Consider the following 20,457-nt stretch of genomic DNA (forward strand, 5'->3'; position numbering starts at 1 on the left):
TCGGCTGCGGGGGTGCGGCCCTGCGGGGCTCCCTGGGGCTCCGCCCCAGACCCCGCGCCTCAAACGCCGGCGAGGCTGAATTTTGTCGCGTAGCGGCACATCCAGCCCGTCCGGCGTTTGAGGACCGGGTCAGGCCGCCAGGGACGGGATGCGGGCCGGGGTGACGGTTGCTGCGTCGAACCTGCGGAGCAGCAGGCGGGCCAGTTCCGGGGAGGGGCCCAGGACGGCGGAGACCACGTCGGCGCCGGCGGCTTCGGCGCCCGCGGCGATGCGGTCGGGGAGCCGCCCGGGGGCGATGACGTACGGGGCCACCGCGATCCGGCGGACGCCCTCCGCGCGCAGCGCCCGTACGGCGTCCTCCGTCCGGGGGAGAACAGCGGAGGCGAACGCAGGCCGCACGGCGCACCAACCGGTGTGCCGCCACTCCCGCGCGGTTTCAGCGATCACTGCGATCGCCTCCGGGTCCGAGGAACCGGCGGACGCGAGCACCACACCGGTGGTGGCGCGGTCCGCCGGGGTGAGGCCGGCTTCCCACAGCCGGCGCTCCAGGGTCGCCAGCAGCAGCGGCGACGGGCCGAGCACATCCGCGATGCGGACCGAGAGGCCCGGCAGGTGGGACGTGGCTCCGGCGAGCACCGCCGGGATGTCGGACTTCGCGTGGAACGCCCGCGTCAGGAGCAGCGGGAGCGCCACCATCTCGCGTACGCCCGACAGGTAGAGCGCGGCGACCGCCTGGTCGACGGTCGGGGTGTCGAAGTCCAGGAAGGCGGTCTCCACGCGCAGCCCCGGACGCAGCGCCCGTACCCGCCGGGTGAGGGCGTGCACGGTCGCCGCGTGCCGCGGGTCGCGGCTGCCGTGGGCGATGACCAGCAGGGCGGGGGAGTGCGTGGAGTGCGCCGACACGCTGATCAGCTCTTGACCAGCAGGCCGCGGGTGCGCAGCACCCACCGCTCGACGGGGCTGAAGATCAGCAGGTCGATCGCGATGCCGACGACCAGGATCAGGATGATCGCGAGGAACACGCCCGGCAGGTCGATGTTGTTGCGGCCGTTTTCGAGGAGCTGGCCCAGGCCCAGACCCAGGTCCGGGGAGCTGGCGATGATCTCGGCGGCCATCAGGGAGCGCCAGGAGAACGCCCAGCCCTGCTTGAGGCCGGCCAGGTACCCGGGCAGCGCGGCCGGCATGACCACGTGCCAGGCGCCGCGCAGGCCGGTGGCGCCCAGGGTGCGGCCGGCCCGCAGGAACAGCGGCGGGATCTGGTCGATGCCGGAGACGAGGCCGTTGGCGATCGACGGGACGGCGCCGAGCAGGATGACGGTGAACATCATCGCGTCGTTGAGCCCGAACCAGAGCACCGCCGGGGGCACCCAGGCGACCGAGGGCAGCGACTGCAGACCCTGAAGGATCGGGCCGATCGCGGCGCGGACGAACTTCACCCGGGCGACGAGCAGACCGAGCGGGGTGCCGATGGCCAGGGCCATCAGAAAGCCGAGCAGACCGCGCGACACGGAGGTCCAGATGACCTCCAGCAGGGTGCCCTTCAACCACATGTCGGACAGGCTGTCCCAGACCGCGGAAAGGGCGGGGAGCTTGGTCTCGTCGGTGACCTTCGCCGCGACGAGGATCTGCCAGATGAGGAGGACCAGGCCGACGGCGATGATCGGCGGCAGGACCTTCTTGACGAGGACCTCGCGGACCGGGGTGCGGTGGGTCTGGACGGCATCGAGCGCGTCGAGGCCGGCCTCCAGGCCCGCGAGGTCGTCCGTCTTCGCCTTCGTTTCAGTGCTGGCCATGGCGGCGGATCTCCCCACGCAGGTGTTCAGTGATCTCAAGGGACAGTTCCGCGACGTCCGCGTCCTCGATGCGGCGCGGCTGCGGAATGCCCACGGTCCACTCCTTGGCGACCCGGCCGGGGCGCGAGGACAGCAGGACCACGCGCTGCGCGAGCCGTACGGCCTCGCGGACGTTGTGCGTGACGAAGAGGACGGACAGGCCGGTCTCGGCCCAGATGCGGGTGAGCTCGCCGTGGAGCACGTCGCGGGTGATGGCGTCGAGCGCCGCGAAGGGCTCGTCCATCAGCAGGAGCCTGCTGTCCTGGGCGAGCGCCCGGGCCAGGGCCACGCGCTGGCGCATGCCGCCGGACAGCTCGTGGACCCGCTTGCCGTACGAGCCGGAGAGCCGGACCAGCTCCAGCAGCCGCTCGGCCTCCGGACGGCGCTCGGCCTTGGCCACCCCGCGCAGGCGCAGGGCGAGTTCGATGTTCTTGCCCGCGGTGAGCCACGGGAAGAGCGCGTGCTCCTGGAACATGAGCGACGGACGGCCGCCGGGGGTCTCGATGGACCCCGCGGACGGCTTGTCCAGGCCCGCGACCAGGTTGAGCAGGGTGGACTTTCCACACCCCGAGGCGCCCAGGATGGTGACGAACTCTCCGGGAGCGACATCGAGGCTGATGTCGTCCAGGACGAGCTGCGATCCGGCCGGGCCGGAGAAGGACTTCGAAACGTGCTCGATGCGTGCGGCGTGCGTCTGCTCCGCTACGGTGCCCTCGGCAGCCTTGGCAAGCGTGGTGGCCATGGTCGTCACCTCCTGGGGTTGCTGGATTACGGGGTTACTTGGTGACGCCGAGACCGGCGTCGGAGACCTCGGGCTTGCCGGCGGCCTTGAGCACCTTGTTCAGGAGCGTCAGGTCGTAGATGCCGGCCAGCTCGGGCTGCTCGATGAGCTTCGCCTCGACCGCGTCTTCGGCCTGCGCCTTCAGCGTCTCGGCCAGCGGGTCGTCGGTGACCAGGATGCTCGGCCACGCCGGGTCGATGACCTTCGCGTCGAGCGGCTTGCCGCCCTCCGCCGCCAGCTTCGCGTTCGCGGAGGCCTTCGCCTTGTCCGGGTTGGCGTTGATCCACTCGTTGGTCTTCACCGTGCCCTTGAGCACGGCCTCGACGACGTCCGGGTGCTCCTTGAGGAACTTCTGCGACACGATGATGTTCGTGATCACGAACTTCTTGTCGGGCCACAGGGCGGTCTCGTCGAGGAGGACGGCGCCGCCGTCGGAGACGAGCTTGGAGGCCGTGGGCTCCGGCACCCAGGCGCCGTCGATGGAGCCCGACTTGAAGGCGTCCGGGGTGACCTTGTTGTCCGTGCGGACGACGGAGACGTCGCCCTTGCCGGACTCCGGGTCGACCGTCCAGCCCTTCTCGGAGATCCAGTTGAGGAACGCGACGTCCTGCGTGTTCCCCTTCTGCGGGGTGGCGATCTTCTTGCCCTTGAGGTCGTCCAGGGTCTTGATCTTCGCCGGGTTCACGACCAGCTTCACGCCGCCGGAGGCGGAGCCGGAGATGATCCGCAGGTTGGAGCCCTTGGACTTGACGTAGCCGTTGATCGACGGCGAGGGGCCGATGAAGCCGATGTCGAGAGAGCCGCCGTTGAGGGCCTCGATCTCGGACGGACCGGCGTTGAACGCCTGGGGCTTGATCGCGGTGGCGCCGAGCTCCTTGGCGATCAGGCCCTCCTGGAGGCCGACCAGCGCGGTGGCGTGCGTCAGGTTCGGGAAGTAGCCGATGCGAACCTCGGAGGCCGACAGCTTCTTGCCGGCGTCGGCGGCGGCGTTCTCCTTCGCGGGAGCGTCGTCCTTCGCTGCCTCGGAGCCGTAGCCGCACGAGGCGAGCGCGCCGATCAGGAGCGGCAGGGCGGCAGCGGCGACGATGCCGCGGCGAAGACCACTACGGGGATTCGCGGAACGGGTGGTACCGATGGCAGGCACGGGAGGGCTTCCTCTCGATGCGCCGTGAGGTCACGACGCGGGTCTTCGTCTGTGGAGCAAGGGCAGGTACGGCTCGTGGGGGGTGTGGGCGCGCATGCGGTGCGCGTACGTCATCACGCACATCGCCCCACGCCTCCCTGGCCGCTGCCGAGGGAGCCGCTGCCTACGCGGCCGCCCTCCTTCGCGAAGGAGGAGTAGATATCGGCAGGCATGATCAGAAGTCCCATCCTTCTTCATCAGCCTGAACGGTCGTCTCGGCGGTCGAGGCGAACGATTCGCCGACCATGCCGGCCGCCAGGGTCGTGCCGTCCGCCGGGTCGATCAGCAGGAAGGACCCGGTGCGGCGCGAGTCGGCGTACGAGTCGAGCGCGAGCGGCTCCGCGCTGCGGACGACGACTCGGCCGATGTCGTTGGCCACCAGCTGCCCGGGGTTCGGGTGCTGGGACAGGTCGTCCAGGGTCAGCCGCGAGGGGATCTCCTTGACGATCGCCTTCACCGTGCGCGTGGTGTGCTTGATCAGCACCCGGGCGCCCACGGCGAGGGGCTGGTCCGCCACGTGGCAGACCGTCGCCACGACGTCCTGCGTGGTGGCGGGGGAGCTCGACGACGGCGCGATCAGGTCGCCGCGCGAGATGTCGATGTCGTCCTTGAGGCGCAGGGTCACCGACTGCGGGGCCCACGCGATGTCGACGCTCTCGCCGAGCGCGTCGATGCCCTCGATGACCGAGGTGCGGCCCGACGGCAGGACGGTGACGGCCTCGCCGACGCGCAGCACGCCGGAGGCGATCTGGCCCGCGTAGCCCCGGTAGTCCGGGTGCTCGGCGGTCTGCGGGCGGATCACGTACTGCACCGGGAACCGCGCCGGGCAGGCGGTGAGGTCGTGGCTGACCGGGACGGTCTCCAGGTGCTCCAGCACCGTGGGGCCGCCGTACCAGTCCATGTGCGCGGAGGGCTCCACCACGTTGTCGCCGGCCAGGGCCGAGATCGGGATCGCGGTGATCTCCGGGACGCCCAGGTCGGAGGCGTACGCGGTGAACTCCTCGGCGATCTTCGCGAAGACGGCCTCCTCGTAGCCCACCAGGTCCATCTTGTTGACGGCGAGGACCACGTGCGGGACCCGCAGGAGTGCCGCCACGGCGGCGTGCCGGCGGGTCTGCTCGATGACGCCGTTGCGGGCGTCGACCAGGACCACGGCGAGGTCGGCGGTGGAGGCGCCGGTCACCATGTTGCGGGTGTACTGCACGTGCCCGGGAGTGTCGGCCAGGATGAACCGGCGCCGGGCGGTCGCGAAGTAGCGGTAGGCCACGTCGATGGTGATGCCCTGCTCCCGCTCGGCCCGCAGGCCGTCGGTGAGCAGCGCCAGGTCGGGGGTGTCCTGACCGCGCTGGGCGGACACCGCCTCGACGGCCTCCAGCTGGTCGGTGAGGATCGACTTGGAGTCGTGCAGGAGGCGCCCCACGAGCGTGGACTTGCCGTCGTCGACGGAACCGGCGGTCGCGAAGCGCAGCAGCGTGGTCGCCGACAGATCGGCGAACTGCTCGGTGGTGGAGGTCATGGTTAGAAGTACCCTTCGCGCTTGCGGTCTTCCATCGCGGCCTCGGACATCTTGTCGTCGGCGCGGGTCGCGCCCCGCTCGGTGAGCCGGGAGGCGGCGATTTCGGTGATCACGGCGTCCAGCGTGGTGGCGTCGGAGTCGACGGCGCCGGTGCAGGACATGTCACCGACGGTGCGGTAGCGGATCAGGCGGGTCTCGGTGGTCTCGTCGCCCTTCGCGCCGCCCCACTCGCCGGCCGTCAGCCACATGCCGTTGCGCTTGAAGACCTCGCGCTCGTGGGCGAAGTAGATCTCCGGCAGTTCGATCTTCTCGCGGGCGATGTACTGCCACACGTCCAGCTCGGTCCAGTTGGACAGCGGGAAGACGCGCACGTGCTCGCCCGGCGCGTGCCGGCCGTTGTAGAGCTGCCACAGCTCGGGGCGCTGGCGGCGCGGGTCCCACTGGGAGAACTCGTCGCGCAGGGAGAAGACGCGCTCCTTGGCGCGGGCCTTCTCCTCGTCGCGGCGGCCGCCGCCGAAGACGGCGTCGAACTTCAGCTGCTGGATCGCCTCCGTGAGGGGGACGGTCTGCAGCGGGTTGCGGACGCCGTCGGGGCGCTCGCGGAGCTTGCCGGCGTCGATGTACTCCTGGACGGAGGCCACGTGCAGGCGCAGGCCGTGCTTGGCGACCGCGCGGTCGCGGTAGTCCAGGACCTCGGGGAAGTTGTGGCCGGTGTCCACGTGGAGCAGGGTGAACGGCACCGGCGCGGGCGCGAACGCCTTCAGCGCCAGGTGCAGCATGACGATGGAGTCCTTGCCGCCGGAGAAGAGGATCACCGGCTTCTCGAACTCGCCCGCCACCTCGCGGAAGATGTGCACGGCCTCCGATTCGAGGGCGTCGAGGTGCGACAGCGCGTAGGGCGCGTCCGTCCCTTCGTGGACGTGTGCGACGGTGGCGGTCATGCCAGACCCCTCTCGGTGAGCAGTGCGTGCAGGGCCGAAGCCGACTCCTGTACGGACTGCGTGTGCGACTCGATACGGAGGTCCGGGGACTCCGGGGCCTCGTACGGGTCGTCGACCCCGGTCAGACCGGAGATCTCGCCCGCCGCCTGCTTGGCGTACAGGCCCTTCACGTCACGCTCGGAGCAGACCTCGACCGGGGTGGCCACGTGGACCTCCAGGTACGCGGTGCCCTCGGCGGCGTGCCGCTTGCGGACGGCCTCACGGCTGTCCGCGAACGGCGCGATCACCGGGACGAGCGCCTTGACGCCGTTGGACGCGAGGAGTTCGGCGACGAAGCCGATCCGCTGCACGTTGGTGTGGCGGTCCTCGCGGCTGAAGCCGAGACCGGCGGAGAGGAACTCGCGGATCTCGTCGCCGTCGAGGACCTCCACGCGGTGGCCCTCGGTGCGCAGCCGGTCGGCCAGCGCGTAGGCGATGGTGGTCTTGCCCGCGCTCGGCAGCCCGGTCAGCCACACGGTGGCGCCCTGGTCGCTCACGCTCATCTGGTTCGTCTCCGTCGGTTCTGTACGTTCGTCGGTCGCGCTGGTGGCCGTGCCGGTGGCCGCCATCAGCCGTGCAGTCCGCACTCGGTCTTGCCGCGCCCGGCCCAGCGGCCGGCACGGGCGTCCTCGCCCTCCGCCACCCGGCGGGTGCAGGGGGCGCAGCCGACGGAGGCGTAACCGTCCATCAGCAGCGGGTTGGTGAGCACCCCGTGCTCCAGGACGTACGCGTCCACGTCGTCCTGGGTCCAGCGGGCGATCGGCGAGACCTTGACCTTCTGCCGCTTCTCGTCCCAGCCGACGACCGGGGTGTTCGCCCGGGTCGGGGACTCGTCGCGGCGCAGGCCCGTCGCCCAGGCGTCGTACGCGGTCAGGCCCTCTTCGAGCGGCTTGACCTTGCGCAGTGCGCAGCACAGGTCGGGGTCGCGGTCGTGCAGCTTCGGGCCGTACTCGGCGTCCTGCTCGGCGACGCTCTGGCGCGGGGTGAGCGTGATGACGTTGACGTCCATCACGGCCTCGACCGCGTCACGGGTGCCGATGGTCTCCTCGAAGTGGTAGCCCGTGTCGAGGAAGACCACGTCCACGCCGGAAAAGGCACGGGCGGCGAGGTGGGCGACGACCGCGTCCTCCATGGAGGAGGTCACGGCGAACTTCTTGCCGAAGGTCTCGGCCGCCCAGGTGAGGATCTCCAGCGGGGAGGCGTCCTCGAGGTCCCGTCCCGCCTGCTCGGCCAGAGCTTTGAGACCGGCGTCCTGAATCGTGGTCATATCTCGTCCCCTCCAGCGTCATTGGACTGAACGCCCCGGGCCAGCAGCCCGAGGTACTTCAGCTGGAAGGCTCGATTGCAGGCCCTGCATTCCCAGGCGCCGTGACCCGTTTCGTTCGGGAACAGGTCCTCGTCGCCGCAGTACGGGCAGTAGAACGGTGCGGCGCGCTCGCTCACGAGAGGTCCTCGTCCTTCGCACGGGTGACCCAGGCGGCGAAGCGCTCGCCGTCCTCGCGCTGGTCCTCGAAGCGCGAGACGACCCGCTCGACGTAGTCCGGCAGACCGGCCGAGGTGACCTTGAGGCCGCGGACCTTGCGGCCGAATCCGGCCTCCAGTCCGAGTGCGCCGCCCAGGTGGACCTGGTAGCCCTCGACCTGGTTGCCCTCGTCGTCCAGGACCAGCTGGCCCTTGAGACCGATGTCCGCCACCTGGATACGGGCGCAGGCGTTCGGGCAGCCGTTGATGTTGATGGTGAGCGGCTCGGCGAACTCCGGCAGGCGGCGCTCCAGTTCGTCGATCAGCGAGGCGCCGCGCGCCTTCGTCTCGACGATGGCCAGCTTGCAGAACTCGATGCCGGTGCAGGCCATCGTGCCGCGGCGGAACGGGGACGGGTTGACCCGCAGGTCGAGCGCCTCCAGGGCCGCGACGACCGAGTCGACCTGGCCCGCCTCGATGTCGAGCACGATCATCTTCTGCTCGGCGGTGGTGCGCAGCCGGCCGGAACCGTGCTGCTCGGCGACGGCGGCGATCTTCGTCAGGGTGGCGCCGTCGACGCGGCCCACGCGGGGCGCGAAGCCGACGTAGAACTTGCCGTCCTGCTGCTGGTGCACGCCGACGTGGTCGCGCCACTGGCCGCTGGGCTGCTCGGGCGCGGGACCGTCGGTGAGCTTGCGCTTCAGGTACTCGTCCTCGAGGACCTGGCGGAACTTGGCCGGGCCCCAGTCGGCGACGAGGAACTTCAGGCGGGCGCGGGTGCGCAGCCGGCGGTAGCCGTAGTCGCGGAAGATCGAGATGACGCCCTCGTAGATGTCCGGGACCTCGTCGAGCGAGACCCAGGTGCCCAGGCGCACACCCAGCTTCGGGTTGGTGGAGAGGCCGCCGCCGACCCAGACGTCGAAGCCGGGGCCGTGCTCGGGGTGGTTCACGCCCACGAAGGCGATGTCGTTGATCTCGTGCGCCACGTCGAGCAGCGGCGAGCCGGAGATCGCGGACTTGAACTTGCGGGGCAGGTTCGAGAAGGCGGGGTTGCCCACGATGCGGGCGTAGATCTCATCGATGGCGGGGGTGCCGTCGATGATCTCGTCCAGCGCGATGCCGGCGACGGGCGAGCCCAGGATCACGCGGGGGGTGTCACCGCAGGCCTCGGTGGTCGAGAGGCCGACGGCCTCCAGACGGCGCCAGATCTCCGGGACGTCCTCGATGCGGATCCAGTGGTACTGCACGTTCTGCCGGTCCGTGAGGTCGGCGGTGCCGCGGGCGAACTCCTCGGAGATCTCGCCGATGACGCGCAGCTGGTCGGTGGTCAGCCGGCCGCCGTCGATGCGGACGCGCAGCATGAAGTACTTGTCGTCCAGCTCCTCCGGCTCCAGGATCGCGGTCTTGCCGCCGTCGATCCCGGGCTTGCGCTGGGTGTAGAGGCCCCACCAGCGCATGCGGCCGCGCAGGTCGTTGGGGTCGATCGAGTCGAAGCCCGCCTTGGAGTAGATGTTCTCGATGCGCGCCCGCACATTGAGACCGTCGTCGTCCTTCTTGAACTGCTCGTTGCCGTTGAGGGGCGTGTGGTGTCCGACGGCCCACTGGCCCTCACCGCGGTGACGGCCGGTCTTGCGGCGCGCGGCGGCGGCGGGTGCGGCGGCTGCGGTCGTATCGGGGGTGGCGGCCATGGCGGTACGTCCTTCTTCGGCGGCTCGAGGCAGGGGCAGGGGGAGCGGCGGCGTGACCCCTGGCGCGCGTGGAGCGGATGTGGCTGATCGGCCGCCCTTTTGGGGCGACGACCGGCCTACAGGGGACTGCGGTGGTGGCTGACGGCGGGCGGCGTGTTCGCGTCCGCGGCGACGTCGGTGCGGGGCGCTGTCGCGGCGGTGCTGTGCGTCAGCGCGCCGGACAGATGGCGCTGGACATGCGGCCGAGGTCGACGTGCCGCCGACTCACCAAGGCAATTCCAGCTCCGTTCATGGCGGAAGCGTGGCATGGGGCGATTGGAGGAGTCCACTACTGTCCACAATCCGGACGAACTCGTCTCGCATCGCAAGATCCCCGTGATGGGGGTCACCTCAGGAGCCCCGTGGAGCGCAGTGGCCCCATGCAATATCCAGCCCCGCCGGCGTTTGAGGCGCGGGGTCCGGGGCGGAGCCCCGGGGAACGGCGGAAGGGCGGGCAGGGGGCAGCCCCGCAGGGCCCGCCCCCACCACTGCGGAGCGGTTACGCGCCGGGCCAGGGGCCGGGGGTCGGGGCCGGCACCTTCTCCTCCGTCTCCTCCTTGAAGACCTTGAAGCCGCGCCGGAGGTAGTTCGCCATGGCGGTCGGGCCGTCGTCGCTGCACGTGTGCAGCCAGACGCGCCGCGTCGGAGCCAGCTCCGGCCAGCGCTCGGCCAGGGACCAGGCCCGCTCGATGCCCACGGTCAGCAGATGGCCGCCGATGCGCCGCCCCCGGAAGTCGGGGATCAGGCCGAAGTACATGATCTCCACCACACCGTCGGGCTGCGGGTCGAGTTCCACGTACCCCGCAGGGGTCCCCCGGTCGTAGGCCACCCACGTCTCCACGCCGGGACGCCCCAGCTGCTCCATCCACTGCGCGCGGGTCAGCGACAGCCGGTCCGTCCAGTGGATGTCACCGCCCACCGAGGCGTAGAGGAACCGGCTGAACTCGGGGGACGGGACCTCCGAGCGGACGATCCGGATCTCCGGGCCCGGCACGGCCGCCGCGACCAGGTCGGACGGTGAGGTCATTTCCAGGGACCAGGTGGTCAGTGTGCTGGTGCTCATGCACGTCAGGGAATCATGCCGGTCTCCGTCAGGCCCAGCCGGGCGCTGATCACCGCCGGCGCCGTGGAGTGCGGCAGCAGCGCGGCCGGGTTCGCGGGGCGGATCAGCTCCACCTCCACGTCGTGCGCGAAGCGGTACGGGCGGTGGGCCAGCACGCCGCCGAGGTTGCGGCGCACCCGGGAGATCTCCGCGCGGACCGTCACCGTGCGGGTCGGGTCCCCGAACAGCTCCTGCGCGAGCTCCGCCGCCGAGCGCCCGCGGGGGGACTCCGCCAGCAGGAACAGCAGCTCCGCGTGGCGCGGGCTCAGCTCCTGCGACCAGCTCCCGGCGGCTCCGTAGACGGTGGCCCGCCACGCCCCCGGCCGGCTGAGGTCGAGGACGACGCGGGCGGCCGCCCCGGCGCCGGTACGGGCCTCCGTGACGTTCACCAGCCAGCCGCCCGGCAGCGGCTCCACCGTGCAGTCGCCGAGCTGCGGCACCCACACCCGGCCGGGCCCGAAGGACTTCGGCAGCGGGATCCGCTCCGTCGGCGCGAGTCCCGTGACGGCAGCCGTCCACCCGTTGCCGTCCACGGCCAGCGCCCGCCCCGGCATCCGGGCCAGCAGCGGGGCCGCCACCGACCGCAGCCGTTCCAGCGACTCCAGGTGCCGCACCCGCAGCTCCCGCTCCGCGAGCCGGGCCACCGAGCTCACCCACGCCAGGGTCGCCGGGTGCATGGTGGCCAGCGGCCCGCTGACGTCGAGGACCCCGAGCAGCGACCCGTCGCGCGGGTCCCGTACGGGGGCTCCGGCGCAGGTCCAGTCGTGGTGGCTGGAGACGAAGTGCTCCGCGGAGAACACCTGGACCGGTCTGCGGGCCACCAGGGCGGTGCCGACCCCGTTGGTGCCGACCACCGACTCGTCCCAGTGGGCGCCCACCCCGAAGCCGAGCCGGTCCGCGTTGCGCAGGATCGAGGAGTGGCCCTCCCGCCACAGCAGCCGCCCGTCGGCGTCGGCGACGACCATGATGTGCAGGGCCTCGTCCAGCGACGGCAGCAGCCCCTCGCGCAGGACGGGCAGCAGCTCACGTAGCGGAGAGGTCTGGCGCCGCTCCTCGGTTTCGGCGGCCGACAGCATCCGCGAACGGCTGTCGCGGTCCGGGTGGACCCCGCCCGCCATCATCCGGCGCCAGGACTCGGCGATCTCCGGGCGCGGCGCGGCCGGCGGCCGGTCCCCGGCGAGCGCGGCCGCCCGTACCCCTTTGAGCAGACGCGCGGCCTGCCGCGCGTCCATGGCCGAGATGCGTGCCGCATCGACCGCGCTGCCTGTGGTGTGGGCCACCGGAACCTCCCGTGCGGAACGTACGTACGACGGCACCCGCCCGGTCGGCCGTCCGGTGCGCGCACCCGTGCGGGGGCGGGCCGGTACGCCCGAAGGGCGGTTCCGAGTCAAAGGTTGCAACGTCTTGCAACTCTCGCCAAGTCCCGGTCGGCCGATCGAAACTGTACGGACGTCGCAGAGCGACGTGACAGCTCCTTCCTCGGGGCTTATCGGATCAGGGGTGGTGCCGAGTCGGCGCGGCGCCATCCCTGATCCAGGTCAACGGGCCCGGATGCCGCCCACAGTGCTTTTCGGAGGGTTGGGGCCCTCCGCATCAGCCCGGCTTCCGGAGGGTTGGGGCCCTCCGTCAGCCCGCGATCCGGGCCCGTTCCACCACTGATCCCAGATCCAGCGTGTGCGGCAGCGTGCCGAAGGCCGCGCCCCAGTCGCCGCCCAGGCGCGAGGCGCAGAAGGCGTCGGCCACCTCCGGCGGAGCCCATCGCACCAGCAGGGATCCCTGCAGCACCAAGGCCATGCGCTCCACGACCCGCCGGGCGCGCGCCTCGATGCCCTCCAGGTCCGCGAGCTCGGTCAGCAGGTTCTTGATGGCCGAATCCAGCCGGTGGTCGGCGCCGCGCGCCAGGCCGACCTCCTGGAGGAAGGCGTTCAGCGCCTGCGGCTCGCGCTGCAGGGCGCGCAGCACGTCGAGGGCCTGGACGTTGCCCGACCCCTCCCAGATGGAGTTCAGCGGGGACTCGCGCAGCAGCCGGGGCATCCCGGACTCCTCGACGTAGCCGTTTCCGCCCAGACACTCCAGCGCCTCCGCCACCATCGGCGTACAGCGCTTGGTCACCCAGTACTTCGCGGCGGGCACCGCGATGCGCAGGAAGGCCCGCTCCTGCTCGTCGCCCGTGCTCTGGACGGCGTCGTACGCGGCCGCGAGGCGGAGCGTGAGGGTGGTGGCCGCCTCCGACTCCAGGGCGAGGTCGGCGAGCACGTTGCGCATCAGCGGCTGGTCGATGAGCGGTGCTCCGAAAGCAGAGCGGTGCTCCGCATGGTGAGCGGCCTGCGTCAGCGCCTGCCGCATCAGCGAGGCCGAACCGATCACACAGTCCAGCCGGGTCGCCGCGACCATCTCGATGATGGTCCGCACCCCCCGGCCCTCCTCGCCCACCCGCCGCGCCCACGTCCCGTCGAACTCCACCTCGCTCGACGCGTTCGACCGGTTGCCCAGCTTGTCCTTCAGCCGCTGGATCGCGAAGACGTTCCGCGTCCCGTCCGGCAGGACCCGCGGCACCAGGAAGCAGGTCAGCCCGCCCGGCGCTTGCGCCAGTACGAGGAACCCGTCGCACATCGGCGCCGAACAGAACCACTTGTGCCCCGTCAGCAGGTACTCGCCCGAGGCGTCCAGCGGCACCGCCGCCGTCGTGTTCGCCCGGACGTCGCTGCCCCCCTGCTTCTCCGTCATGCCCATCCCGAAGAGCACCCCGGCCTTCTGCCCGGCCGGCCGCAGGCCCTCCTCGTACACGTGCGAGGTCAGCCGCGGTTCCCATTCGGCGGCCAGCGCCGGATCGGTCCGCAGCGCCGGTACCGCCGCGTGCGTCATCGAGACCGGGCACCCGTGCCCCGCCTCCGCCTGCGACCACACGAAGAAACCGGCCGCCCGCCGCAGATGCCCCGCCGGCCGCCCCCACGCATCGGTGAGCCCGGCCCCCACCGCCTGCCCGAGCAGCCGGTGCCACGAGGGATGGAACTCCACCTCGTCGATCCGGTTGCCGTACCGGTCGTGCGTCCGCAGCTTCGGCGGGTTCTCGTTCGCCTGCGACCCCCAGTCCTGGGCCTGCCGGGACCCGGCCGCGCGCCCGAGGTCCGTGAGCTCTTCCCTTACCTCCGCGGCGAGTTCGGGCGCGGCGCCCGCGAGGTGGCGCTCCACCCCCTCGCTCAGGACCTGGTCGCTGCCGTAGACGTCGTGGCCCACGAGGGGCGGGGCCTGATTGCTGACTGTGTGGGTGGTGGCTGCCATGCCGATACCGTAAGGACGTGCAGCACGCGAAAGAAACACCTGAGCGGATTCCGGGACGCCTCCACCGGGCCCGCGCCCTCTACCGCAACGTCTCCAAGCGCAAGATGGCGTGGCTGCTGCTCAAAGACACCGTGAACTCGTGCATCGAGTACCGGATCCTCGGACTCGCCGCGGAGGCGGCCTTCTTCACCCTGCTCTCGCTGCCCCCGCTCTTCCTGGGTCTGCTGGGCCTCCTCGGCTACGTGGACGGCTGGTCGGGCGGTACGACCGTCGCCAGCATCGAGGAGAACATCCTGCGGGCGGTGGGCACCGTGCTCTCCGACCGGGGCGTCAACGACATCGCGAAACCGATGCTCGACGACGTCACCGGCCGCGGCCGGCCCGACCTCATCTCCCTCGGGTTCGCCTTCGCCCTCTGGTCGGGCTCGCGCGCCGTCAACGTCTTCATCGACACCATCACCGTCATGTACGGGCTCGACGGACACCGCGGCATCGTCAAGACCCGGCTGCTCGCCTTCGTCCTCTACATCGCCGCCCTGCTGATCGGCGCCATCGTGCTGCCGCTGATGGTGGTCGGCCCGGACGCGGTGGTGCGGCTGCTGCCCTGGAGCACCGAGGTGATCGCGGTCCTGTACTGGCCCGTCGTCACGCTGCTTTCCATCGCCTTCCTGACCACGCTCTACCACGTCTCCGTCCCGGTCCGCTCGCCCTGGATCGAGGACGTGCCCGGCGCGCTGGTCGCCCTCGCCATGTGGGTGCTCGGCTCGTTCCTGCTGCGGATCTACCTCACCAACACGGTGGAGGGCCCGACCATCTACGGATCGCTGGCCGCCCCCGTGGCGATCCTGCTGTGGATCGGCATCTCGGCCTTCGCGGTCCTCGTCGGGGCCGCCGTCAACGCCGCGATCGACCGGGTCTGGCCCTCGGTGGCCACCGCGGCGGCGCGCGAGGCGAACGAACGGGTCCGCGAGGCGGAGGCCGCGCAGCTCGTCGCCCGCGCCGCGGCCTGGCGGGCCCTGGCCGAGGGGGAGTCGGAGGACGACGAGGGCGACGAGGACAGCGGCATGCCCTCGGAGTTCCCGGAGCGCTGGTCGAAGTTCCTCCCTCCGGAGGACTACCACTCCCGCCTGCGCAAGCACTGACCGCCGCCGTAGCGTGGTGTCCGTGGCGGATCGCGCGGACGCCGTGCCCGGCCCGGGGAACGAGGAGCGGCACGAGGCACGGTACGAGGAGCGGCCGTCCCGGACGGTCGCCGGAGCGGTGCTCTGGCGGGCCGGCGGGGCCGGCGCGGGCATGGTGCTGCCCGACGGGTGCATGGACCTGCTGTGGGTGGACGGGCGGCTCCTGGTCGCCGGACCCGACACCGTCGCGCACCCCGCCGGAGAGGTTCCGGGCTCCGGCTTCGCCGGGATCCGGCTGGCCCCCGGCACGGCGCCCGCGCTGCTCGGCGTACCGGCCCGCGAGCTGCGCGACCGGCGGGTCGAGCTGGCGGACCTGTGGCCCCCCGCCGAGGTGCGGCGCCTCACAGCGCGCGTGGCCGCGTACGGGGATCCCCGCGCGGGACTGGAGGAGCTGGCCCGGCTCCGCTCGGCCGACGGCGGCACCCCGGACCCCCTCGTCGAGGAGGTGGCGGCCCGGCTGCGGGCCGGGCAGGGCGTGGCCGCCGTGGCGGGGGCGGTGGGCCTGGGGGAGCGGCAGCTGCACCGGCGCTCCCTCGACGCCTTCGGCTACGGGCCCCGGACCCTGGGGCGGATCCTGCGCCTCCAGCGGGCGCTCGCGCTGACCCGGCGCGGGCTGCCGCAGGCGGCGGTGGCGGCGGCAGCCGGGTACGCCGACCAGGCGCACTACACCCGCGAGGCGCGCGCCCTGGCGGGGACCACGCCGGGTGCCTACGCGGCGGGGCCGGGGGCTGCTGCCGGGTCCGCTGGTTCTGCTGGTGCGAACAGGGAGATCCCGGACCCGTCCGGGTCGAGGACGACGGCGTAGCGCTGTCCCCAGAAGGCGTCCCAGGGCTTCAGGTGGCCCGTGTTCCCGGCCTCCGTCAGCTCCGCGTACAGCGAGTCCACCTCGGCGGGGGAGTCGCACAGGAAGGCGAGCCCCACCCGGCCGTCGCTCGTGGGGCGGGTCCAGGACGGGTCGAAGGAGCGGATGACCTCCTCCGTGTCCCAGCCGATCCGCTGCCCGCCCGGCAGGACGGCTTCGACGTGCGGCTGGGAGTCGGCCTCGGCGGGCACGTCGATGCCGAGGCGGCGGTAGAAGGCGAGCGATGCGGCCATGTCGGAGACGATGATGCCGATCATGTCGAGTCGGGGAGTCATGTACTCACCGTAGGCAGGCCCGGCCCGGCCGGTCTTGAACGAATCGGACACCGGCGGGCCGGTCTTCCGGTCACCCGGCTCAGTCGGAGTCCTCCTCCTGGGGCAGGTGCCGGTAGACCGTGGCCCGGGAGACGCCGAGGGCGGCGGCGATCGCGGTGGCCCCGCTGCCCGCCGCGTGCATGCGGCGGGCGGCCTCGATCATGGCCGGGCTCATGGCGGCGGGCCGCCCGCGCCGTCCCCCCGGCACCGGCCGGCCCGGCCCGCCGGGGCCGTTCGGTCCGTTCGGTCCGTTCGGCCCCTGTGGTCCGTGCGGGCCGTCGAGCAGGCGCCGTACGCCGTCCAGGACCGCCTCGCGCAGGGCCGGGACGGGGGCGTCGGCGAAGAGCACCACCGGGTCGCCGAGCATCGCGACGGCCTGGGCGGCCCGCACCCGCTCCGCGAATCCGGGATTCGGCCCCGCGACCAGGAAATTGGCCCGGAGCACGGCGTCGCGCAGGCGGGAGAGGGCCGGGACGGGGGTGGCCAGGGCCATGTCCGGGAGGTTCAGGCGCAGCAGGTGGCGGTGTTCCAGCCAGACGTCGAGCACCCCCTCGATGGCGGCCCACCGGGCCCGGTCCGCGCCGGATGCCGACGCGCGGGCCAGCGCGGCCCCCAGATCGCGGAGCATCGGCTCCACGAGGGCGCCGAGGATGTCGGCCTTGCCGGGGAAGTGGTAGAGCACCGCGGGCTTCGAGACGCCCACCCGTTCGGCGATCTCCCGCAGCGAGGTCTCGTGGAACCCGTGGACGCCGAACAGCTCCGTGGAGACCCGCAGGATCCGCCGCCGGGTATCGGGAGCCGTCTCGTAAATCGTCTCAGAATCTGCGGTTCCGCTGGTCTCCATGAGGGAACAGCTTAGTCTCCGTAGCCGACTTGACCGGGATTTTTCTTCGATCCGTCCTGACCGGCGGTAAGTTCGAGGTCCGGCTTGCGGCCGTCCGTAAAAGAAGTGGCGCGGGCCTGAGGGTGCTTGTTACGGTGGGGACGTTCCCGCCGAGACCGGTGCGGGACCGCTCGTCAGTACGTCAGTACGTACGCAGACCCGGAGGTGAGTTCATTGATGACTGTCATGGCGCAGGGCGTTGCCCGCACTCAGAAGACCATCAATGTCACTTCTGTGGTCTCCGGCTGACCTCTCACCTTTTCTCGCGCCCGGTAGCGGCGCGCACCGCCGGGGCCACCCTGTGAAGGGTTTCCCTTGTCTCTCCCCGCTTTCTCCGCTTCTCCTTCCTCCATGCCCCCCTCCGGGCTTCCGCACCCCCTGGCCCCCTACGGCTGGGACGAGGCGTGGGCGGCCGAGTTCGCCCCGCACACGGATCAGGGCCTCCTGCCCGGCCGGGTCGTACGGGTCGACCGCGGCCAGTGCGATGTCATGACGGCGGACGGCATCGTCCGCGCCGACACCGCCTTCGTCACCCCGCACGACCCGCTCCGGGTCATCTGCACCGGCGACTGGGCGGTGTTGGAGGCGCACGGCAACCCGCGCTACGTGAAGACGTACCTGCCGCGCCGGACCGCCTTCGTACGGTCCACCTCCTCCGAGCGGTCCGAGGGTCAGATCCTCGCCGCGAACGTCGACCACGCGATCATCGCGGTGTCCCTGGCCGTCGAACTGGACCTCGGCCGCATCGAGCGGTTCCTCGCGCTCGCCTGGGAATCGGGGGCGCAGCCGCTCGTGGTCCTGACCAAGGCGGACCTGGTCCCGGACCCGGTCACCCTCGGACACCTCGTCGAGGACGTGGAGGCGACGGCCCCCGGAGTCCCGGTCCTCACGGTGTCCTCGAGGACCGGGGAGGGCACGGACGTGCTCGCCGCGGTGGTCGGGAGCGGTACGAGCGTGCTCCTCGGGATCTCCGGCGCGGGCAAGTCCACGCTGGCCAACGCGCTGTTGGGGGAGGACGTGATGGAGGTCCAGGCGGCGCGCGACGTCGACGGCAAGGGCCGCCACACCACCACGACGCGCAACCTGCTCGCGCTGCCGGACGGCGGCGTGCTGATCGACACCCCCGGGCTGCGGGGCGTCGGGCTCTTCGACGCCGCGGCGGGCGTCGGGCAGGTCTTCTCGGAGATCGAGGAGTACGCGGAGCGGTGCCGCTTCCACGACTGCGCGCACGAGGCGGAGCCGGGGTGCGCGGTGCGGGCCGCGGTGGCCTCCGGGGAGCTGGCGGAGCGGCGGCTGGACAGCTACCGCAAGCTGCTGCGCGAGAACCAGCGGATCGTCGCGAAGACCGACGCGCGACTCCGCCAGGAGATCAAGCGCGACTGGAGGCTCCGCTCGGCGGAGGGCCGCGCGAACTATTCCGCGAAGCGAACCGGCCGAGCCTGAGGGCACCCGGCCCCGGGGCGGGGCCTCCCCGGGCTCTGCCCGGACCCGCCCCGGGGCTCCGCCCCGGACCCCGGTCCTCAAACGCCGGACGGGCCGAGGGTGCCCGGCGGGCAATCTCAGCCCCGCCGGCGTTTGAGGCGCGGGGGTCCGGGGGCTGGTCCCCGGCAGCGGTGCCGCGCGCGGGATCGGGGGCAGGGCCGGGGGCGGGGCCGGGGGCAGGGCAGGCTTCACCGTTCGGTCAGGACCACAGCACCGTCCCCACCCACGCCCCCACCACCAACAGGCCCGCGAACAGCTCCACCAGCACGCTCGTCCCCACCGCCCGCATCACCACCCGTACCGACGCCCACGCCTCGCCGTGGGTGCCCAGGCGGCGTCGCTCGCAGAGGTAGATGCCGCCGACGAAGCCGGGGACCGCGCCCACCACCGGGAGCAGCACGAAGCCCAGTACCGCCCCGGCGCCCGCGTACACCACCATCCGGTGGGTGACGCCGACCCCCCGGAGCCGTCGCGGGGGCAGCTGCCACTTCACCACCTGCACCACCAGCAGCAGCGCCGTCGCGCCCGCCAGCAGGCCCCAGGCCTCCGACGAGCGTTCGTGCAGCGCCCACCACAGGAGTCCGGCCCAGACCAGGAGGGTGCCGGGGGCGCCGGGGACCAGTACACCGAGCAATCCGAGCACCAGCACCAGCCCCACCAGCAGCAACTGGGGCAGCTGAGGCAGATCCATCTGCTCAGCCTGCCTGACCTGGGGCTATCGGGCCACCCAGCCCCGTTCGTACGCGTGCCAGCCGAGCTGGAGCCGGGTCGTGACCGCCGCCAGCTCCATCAGGCCCTTGACCCGCCGCTGCACCGTCCGCAGGCCCAGCTCCAGGTGCTTCGCGACGCTCGCGTCCGTCATCCCGGCCAGGAGGAGGGTGAGGATCTCCAGGTCCGTGGCGTCGGGTCCGCCATCGGATTCCTCCGGCGCCCCCGTGGAGCCCAGCCGCAAGGGGAGCGACTCCCGCCAGACCGCCTCGAAGAGGCCCATCAGGGACTCCAGCAGTCCCGACGCGTGCACGACCAGCGCCGCCGGCTCCGCGCCGCGCGCCGTCAGCGGGACCATCGCGAGCGTCCGGTCCGCGATGACGAGTTTGGTCGGGACCTCGGCCGTCACCCGGATGTGCTCGCCGCGCGCCAGCGCCGTGGACGCCTCGCGGATGCCGCTCGGCAGGGTGAGCACCTCCCGTTCGATGACCACCCGGTACGCGACGCCCCGTACGGCCGCCCGCTCCTCGGCCTCGTTGTCCGTCCCGGTCACCACCTGCGGCCGGCCGCTGACCAGCGCGCACACCTCCTCCACGGCGCCGAGCTGGAGCTGGTGGAAGCGGTGGGCCACCGCGCTCGCGCCCGTCACCACCTCCACCAGGTCGTACACGGCCGGCTCGGCGGCCTCCGCCCGGTACTCCTCCGCCAGCAGCGCCGCCGCCAGTTCCGCCTGCTCCAGTTCGTGCCGCTGCTGGGTGAGCAGGGCCCCCAGGGCCACCCCGGGCGGGGCCGCCACCCACCGGCCGGGCCGGGCGGAGGACTGGGCGGCGAGCCCGTGGCGCTCCAGATGGCGCAGGGTCCGTTCGGTCTGCTGCACCGGCAGCGTCAGCCGGTGCGCGAGGTCCGGTATCTCCGCCGCTCCCAGCGCGACCAGCGCGCGGTAAGCGGACTCCTGTCCTTCGTCAAGACCTATCGCACCCAGCAACCCGTCCACCCAACCCTCTCAGTGCCGTTCCTGGCGGGAAGCGGCCACGGCGCAAACCCGCCGCCGACATCATCGCCGCACCCCCCGCCCCTCTGCCAAGGTGGCGCCACCGCAGCACCAACATCCGCTGGCCAGAAGCCATTTACGCGGCAGTTTCGCCGTGCAATGCAGTAGTTGG

Annotated in this window: 21 protein-coding genes; 3 read left to right on the forward strand and 18 right to left on the reverse strand. The window is 72.1% G+C overall.

The features are described 5' to 3' along the window. Positions 1 to 129: 129 nt before the first annotated feature. The 14 genes from AC6CKD_RS16095 to AC6CKD_RS16160 all read right to left on the reverse strand — a co-directional run bounded on the left by AC6CKD_RS16095 (position 130) and on the right by AC6CKD_RS16160 (position 13,864). Entirely contained in the window at positions 130 to 903 is a 774-nt protein-coding gene (locus AC6CKD_RS16095; RefSeq protein WP_498328003.1) for a sirohydrochlorin chelatase, read from the reverse strand. Positions 904 to 908: 5 nt separating this feature from the next. Further along, positions 909 to 1,793, reverse strand: a complete 885-nt coding sequence (locus AC6CKD_RS16100; protein WP_498328004.1) for an ABC transporter permease — start codon at positions 1,791 to 1,793, stop codon at positions 909 to 911. Then, complete coding sequence (locus AC6CKD_RS16105) at positions 1,780 to 2,574, reverse strand: ABC transporter ATP-binding protein (RefSeq protein WP_478687585.1); 795 nt, start codon at positions 2,572 to 2,574, stop codon at positions 1,780 to 1,782. Before AC6CKD_RS16105 ends, AC6CKD_RS16100 begins: the two co-directional genes overlap by 14 nt. Before the next feature lie 34 nt (positions 2,575 to 2,608). Continuing rightward, positions 2,609 to 3,757 carry an aliphatic sulfonate ABC transporter substrate-binding protein gene (locus AC6CKD_RS16110; RefSeq protein WP_498328005.1) on the reverse strand — a complete coding sequence of 383 codons (1,149 nt, stop codon included), beginning with the start codon at positions 3,755 to 3,757 and terminating at the stop codon, positions 2,609 to 2,611. A 214-nt stretch (positions 3,758 to 3,971) separates the two neighbouring features. After that, complete coding sequence (locus AC6CKD_RS16115) at positions 3,972 to 5,312, reverse strand: sulfate adenylyltransferase subunit 1 (RefSeq protein ID WP_498328006.1); 1,341 nt, start codon at positions 5,310 to 5,312, stop codon at positions 3,972 to 3,974. 2 nt (positions 5,313 to 5,314) lie between these two features. Then, positions 5,315 to 6,253, reverse strand: coding sequence for a sulfate adenylyltransferase subunit CysD (cysD, locus tag AC6CKD_RS16120; RefSeq protein ID WP_243338715.1), 939 nt, complete (start codon positions 6,251 to 6,253; stop codon positions 5,315 to 5,317). Next, the gene (cysC, locus tag AC6CKD_RS16125; RefSeq protein WP_498328007.1) at positions 6,250 to 6,795 is read right to left on the reverse strand and encodes an adenylyl-sulfate kinase; all 546 of its coding nucleotides are present in this window, start codon (positions 6,793 to 6,795) and stop codon (positions 6,250 to 6,252) included. Before cysC ends, cysD begins: the two co-directional genes overlap by 4 nt. A gap of 65 nt (positions 6,796 to 6,860) precedes the next feature. Next, positions 6,861 to 7,559 carry a phosphoadenylyl-sulfate reductase gene (locus tag AC6CKD_RS16130; protein WP_498328008.1) on the reverse strand — a complete coding sequence of 233 codons (699 nt, stop codon included), beginning with the start codon at positions 7,557 to 7,559 and terminating at the stop codon, positions 6,861 to 6,863. Continuing rightward, entirely contained in the window at positions 7,556 to 7,735 is a 180-nt protein-coding gene (locus AC6CKD_RS16135; protein ID WP_214956597.1) for a DpnI domain-containing protein, read from the reverse strand. Before AC6CKD_RS16135 ends, AC6CKD_RS16130 begins: the two co-directional genes overlap by 4 nt. Next, a complete protein-coding gene (locus tag AC6CKD_RS16140; RefSeq protein WP_498328009.1) occupies positions 7,732 to 9,441 on the reverse strand; it encodes a nitrite/sulfite reductase in 1,710 nt (569 codons plus the stop codon). The genes AC6CKD_RS16135 and AC6CKD_RS16140 overlap by 4 nt, the downstream gene beginning before the upstream one ends. A 208-nt stretch (positions 9,442 to 9,649) precedes the next feature. Next, positions 9,650 to 9,733 carry a putative leader peptide gene (locus AC6CKD_RS16145; protein ID WP_312847410.1) on the reverse strand — a complete coding sequence of 28 codons (84 nt, stop codon included), beginning with the start codon at positions 9,731 to 9,733 and terminating at the stop codon, positions 9,650 to 9,652. Between the two features lie 246 nt (positions 9,734 to 9,979). Then, the gene (locus tag AC6CKD_RS16150; RefSeq protein ID WP_498328010.1) at positions 9,980 to 10,543 is read right to left on the reverse strand and encodes a GNAT family N-acetyltransferase; all 564 of its coding nucleotides are present in this window, start codon (positions 10,541 to 10,543) and stop codon (positions 9,980 to 9,982) included. A gap of 5 nt (positions 10,544 to 10,548) precedes the next feature. Beyond that, positions 10,549 to 11,814, reverse strand: a complete 1,266-nt coding sequence (locus AC6CKD_RS16155) for a GAF domain-containing protein (protein WP_498328138.1) — start codon at positions 11,812 to 11,814, stop codon at positions 10,549 to 10,551. Positions 11,815 to 12,208: 394 nt separating this feature from the next. Further along, the gene (locus tag AC6CKD_RS16160; RefSeq protein ID WP_498328012.1) at positions 12,209 to 13,864 is read right to left on the reverse strand and encodes an acyl-CoA dehydrogenase family protein; all 1,656 of its coding nucleotides are present in this window, start codon (positions 13,862 to 13,864) and stop codon (positions 12,209 to 12,211) included. Between the two features lie 17 nt (positions 13,865 to 13,881). Here AC6CKD_RS16160 and AC6CKD_RS16165 point away from each other — a divergent pair, with 17 nt between their 5' ends. Both AC6CKD_RS16165 and AC6CKD_RS16170 read left to right on the forward strand, forming a co-directional pair. After that, entirely contained in the window at positions 13,882 to 15,006 is a 1,125-nt protein-coding gene (locus AC6CKD_RS16165; RefSeq protein ID WP_498328014.1) for a YihY/virulence factor BrkB family protein, read from the forward strand. Positions 15,007 to 15,028: 22 nt separating this feature from the next. Next, the gene (locus AC6CKD_RS16170; RefSeq protein ID WP_498328015.1) at positions 15,029 to 15,850 is read left to right on the forward strand and encodes a helix-turn-helix domain-containing protein; all 822 of its coding nucleotides are present in this window, start codon (positions 15,029 to 15,031) and stop codon (positions 15,848 to 15,850) included. Here AC6CKD_RS16170 and AC6CKD_RS16175 read toward each other — a convergent pair. Further along, positions 15,754 to 16,182, reverse strand: a complete 429-nt coding sequence (locus AC6CKD_RS16175) for a VOC family protein (protein ID WP_498328017.1) — start codon at positions 16,180 to 16,182, stop codon at positions 15,754 to 15,756. The two genes, AC6CKD_RS16170 and AC6CKD_RS16175, sit on opposite strands and share 97 nt — an antisense overlap. 79 nt (positions 16,183 to 16,261) lie before the next feature. Next, a complete protein-coding gene (locus AC6CKD_RS16180; RefSeq protein WP_498328018.1) occupies positions 16,262 to 17,065 on the reverse strand; it encodes a TetR family transcriptional regulator in 804 nt (267 codons plus the stop codon). A 390-nt stretch (positions 17,066 to 17,455) separates the two neighbouring features. Between AC6CKD_RS16180 and rsgA the strand changes: the two genes are divergently transcribed. Next, the gene (rsgA, locus tag AC6CKD_RS16185; RefSeq protein ID WP_498328020.1) at positions 17,456 to 18,547 is read left to right on the forward strand and encodes a ribosome small subunit-dependent GTPase A; all 1,092 of its coding nucleotides are present in this window, start codon (positions 17,456 to 17,458) and stop codon (positions 18,545 to 18,547) included. Between the two features lie 238 nt (positions 18,548 to 18,785). On the opposite strand, the gene AC6CKD_RS16190 is transcribed toward rsgA, so the two are convergent. Both AC6CKD_RS16190 and AC6CKD_RS16195 read right to left on the reverse strand, forming a co-directional pair. Then, complete coding sequence (locus AC6CKD_RS16190; RefSeq protein ID WP_498328021.1) at positions 18,786 to 19,277, reverse strand: DUF456 domain-containing protein; 492 nt, start codon at positions 19,275 to 19,277, stop codon at positions 18,786 to 18,788. Between the two features lie 24 nt (positions 19,278 to 19,301). Next, the gene (locus AC6CKD_RS16195) at positions 19,302 to 20,279 is read right to left on the reverse strand and encodes a helix-turn-helix domain-containing protein (RefSeq protein WP_498328140.1); all 978 of its coding nucleotides are present in this window, start codon (positions 20,277 to 20,279) and stop codon (positions 19,302 to 19,304) included. Between the last annotated feature and the right edge of the window lie 178 nt (positions 20,280 to 20,457).

The organism is Streptomyces sp. GQ60, from assembly GCF_059758875.1.

Coding starts and splice junctions, on each gene's coding strand:
- AC6CKD_RS16150 (WP_498328010.1), bottom strand. CDS start 10,543: ATGAGCACCAGCACACTGACCACCTGGTCCCTGGAAATGACCTCACCG.
- AC6CKD_RS16155 (WP_498328138.1), bottom strand. CDS start 11,814: ATGGACGCGCGGCAGGCCGCGCGTCTGCTCAAAGGGGTACGGGCGGCC.
- rsgA (WP_498328020.1), top strand. CDS start 17,456: ATGCCCCCCTCCGGGCTTCCGCACCCCCTGGCCCCCTACGGCTGGGAC.
- cysC (WP_498328007.1), bottom strand. CDS start 6,795: ATGAGCGTGAGCGACCAGGGCGCCACCGTGTGGCTGACCGGGCTGCCG.
- cysD (WP_243338715.1), bottom strand. CDS start 6,253: ATGACCGCCACCGTCGCACACGTCCACGAAGGGACGGACGCGCCCTAC.
- AC6CKD_RS16140 (WP_498328009.1), bottom strand. CDS start 9,441: ATGGCCGCCACCCCCGATACGACCGCAGCCGCCGCACCCGCCGCCGCC.
- AC6CKD_RS16190 (WP_498328021.1), bottom strand. CDS start 19,277: ATGGATCTGCCTCAGCTGCCCCAGTTGCTGCTGGTGGGGCTGGTGCTG.
- AC6CKD_RS16105 (WP_478687585.1), bottom strand. CDS start 2,574: ATGGCCACCACGCTTGCCAAGGCTGCCGAGGGCACCGTAGCGGAGCAG.
- AC6CKD_RS16145 (WP_312847410.1), bottom strand. CDS start 9,733: ATGAACGGAGCTGGAATTGCCTTGGTGAGTCGGCGGCACGTCGACCTC.
- AC6CKD_RS16130 (WP_498328008.1), bottom strand. CDS start 7,559: ATGACCACGATTCAGGACGCCGGTCTCAAAGCTCTGGCCGAGCAGGCG.
- AC6CKD_RS16100 (WP_498328004.1), bottom strand. CDS start 1,793: ATGGCCAGCACTGAAACGAAGGCGAAGACGGACGACCTCGCGGGCCTG.
- AC6CKD_RS16175 (WP_498328017.1), bottom strand. CDS start 16,182: ATGACTCCCCGACTCGACATGATCGGCATCATCGTCTCCGACATGGCC.
- AC6CKD_RS16115 (WP_498328006.1), bottom strand. CDS start 5,312: ATGACCTCCACCACCGAGCAGTTCGCCGATCTGTCGGCGACCACGCTG.
- AC6CKD_RS16160 (WP_498328012.1), bottom strand. CDS start 13,864: ATGGCAGCCACCACCCACACAGTCAGCAATCAGGCCCCGCCCCTCGTG.
- AC6CKD_RS16180 (WP_498328018.1), bottom strand. CDS start 17,065: ATGGAGACCAGCGGAACCGCAGATTCTGAGACGATTTACGAGACGGCT.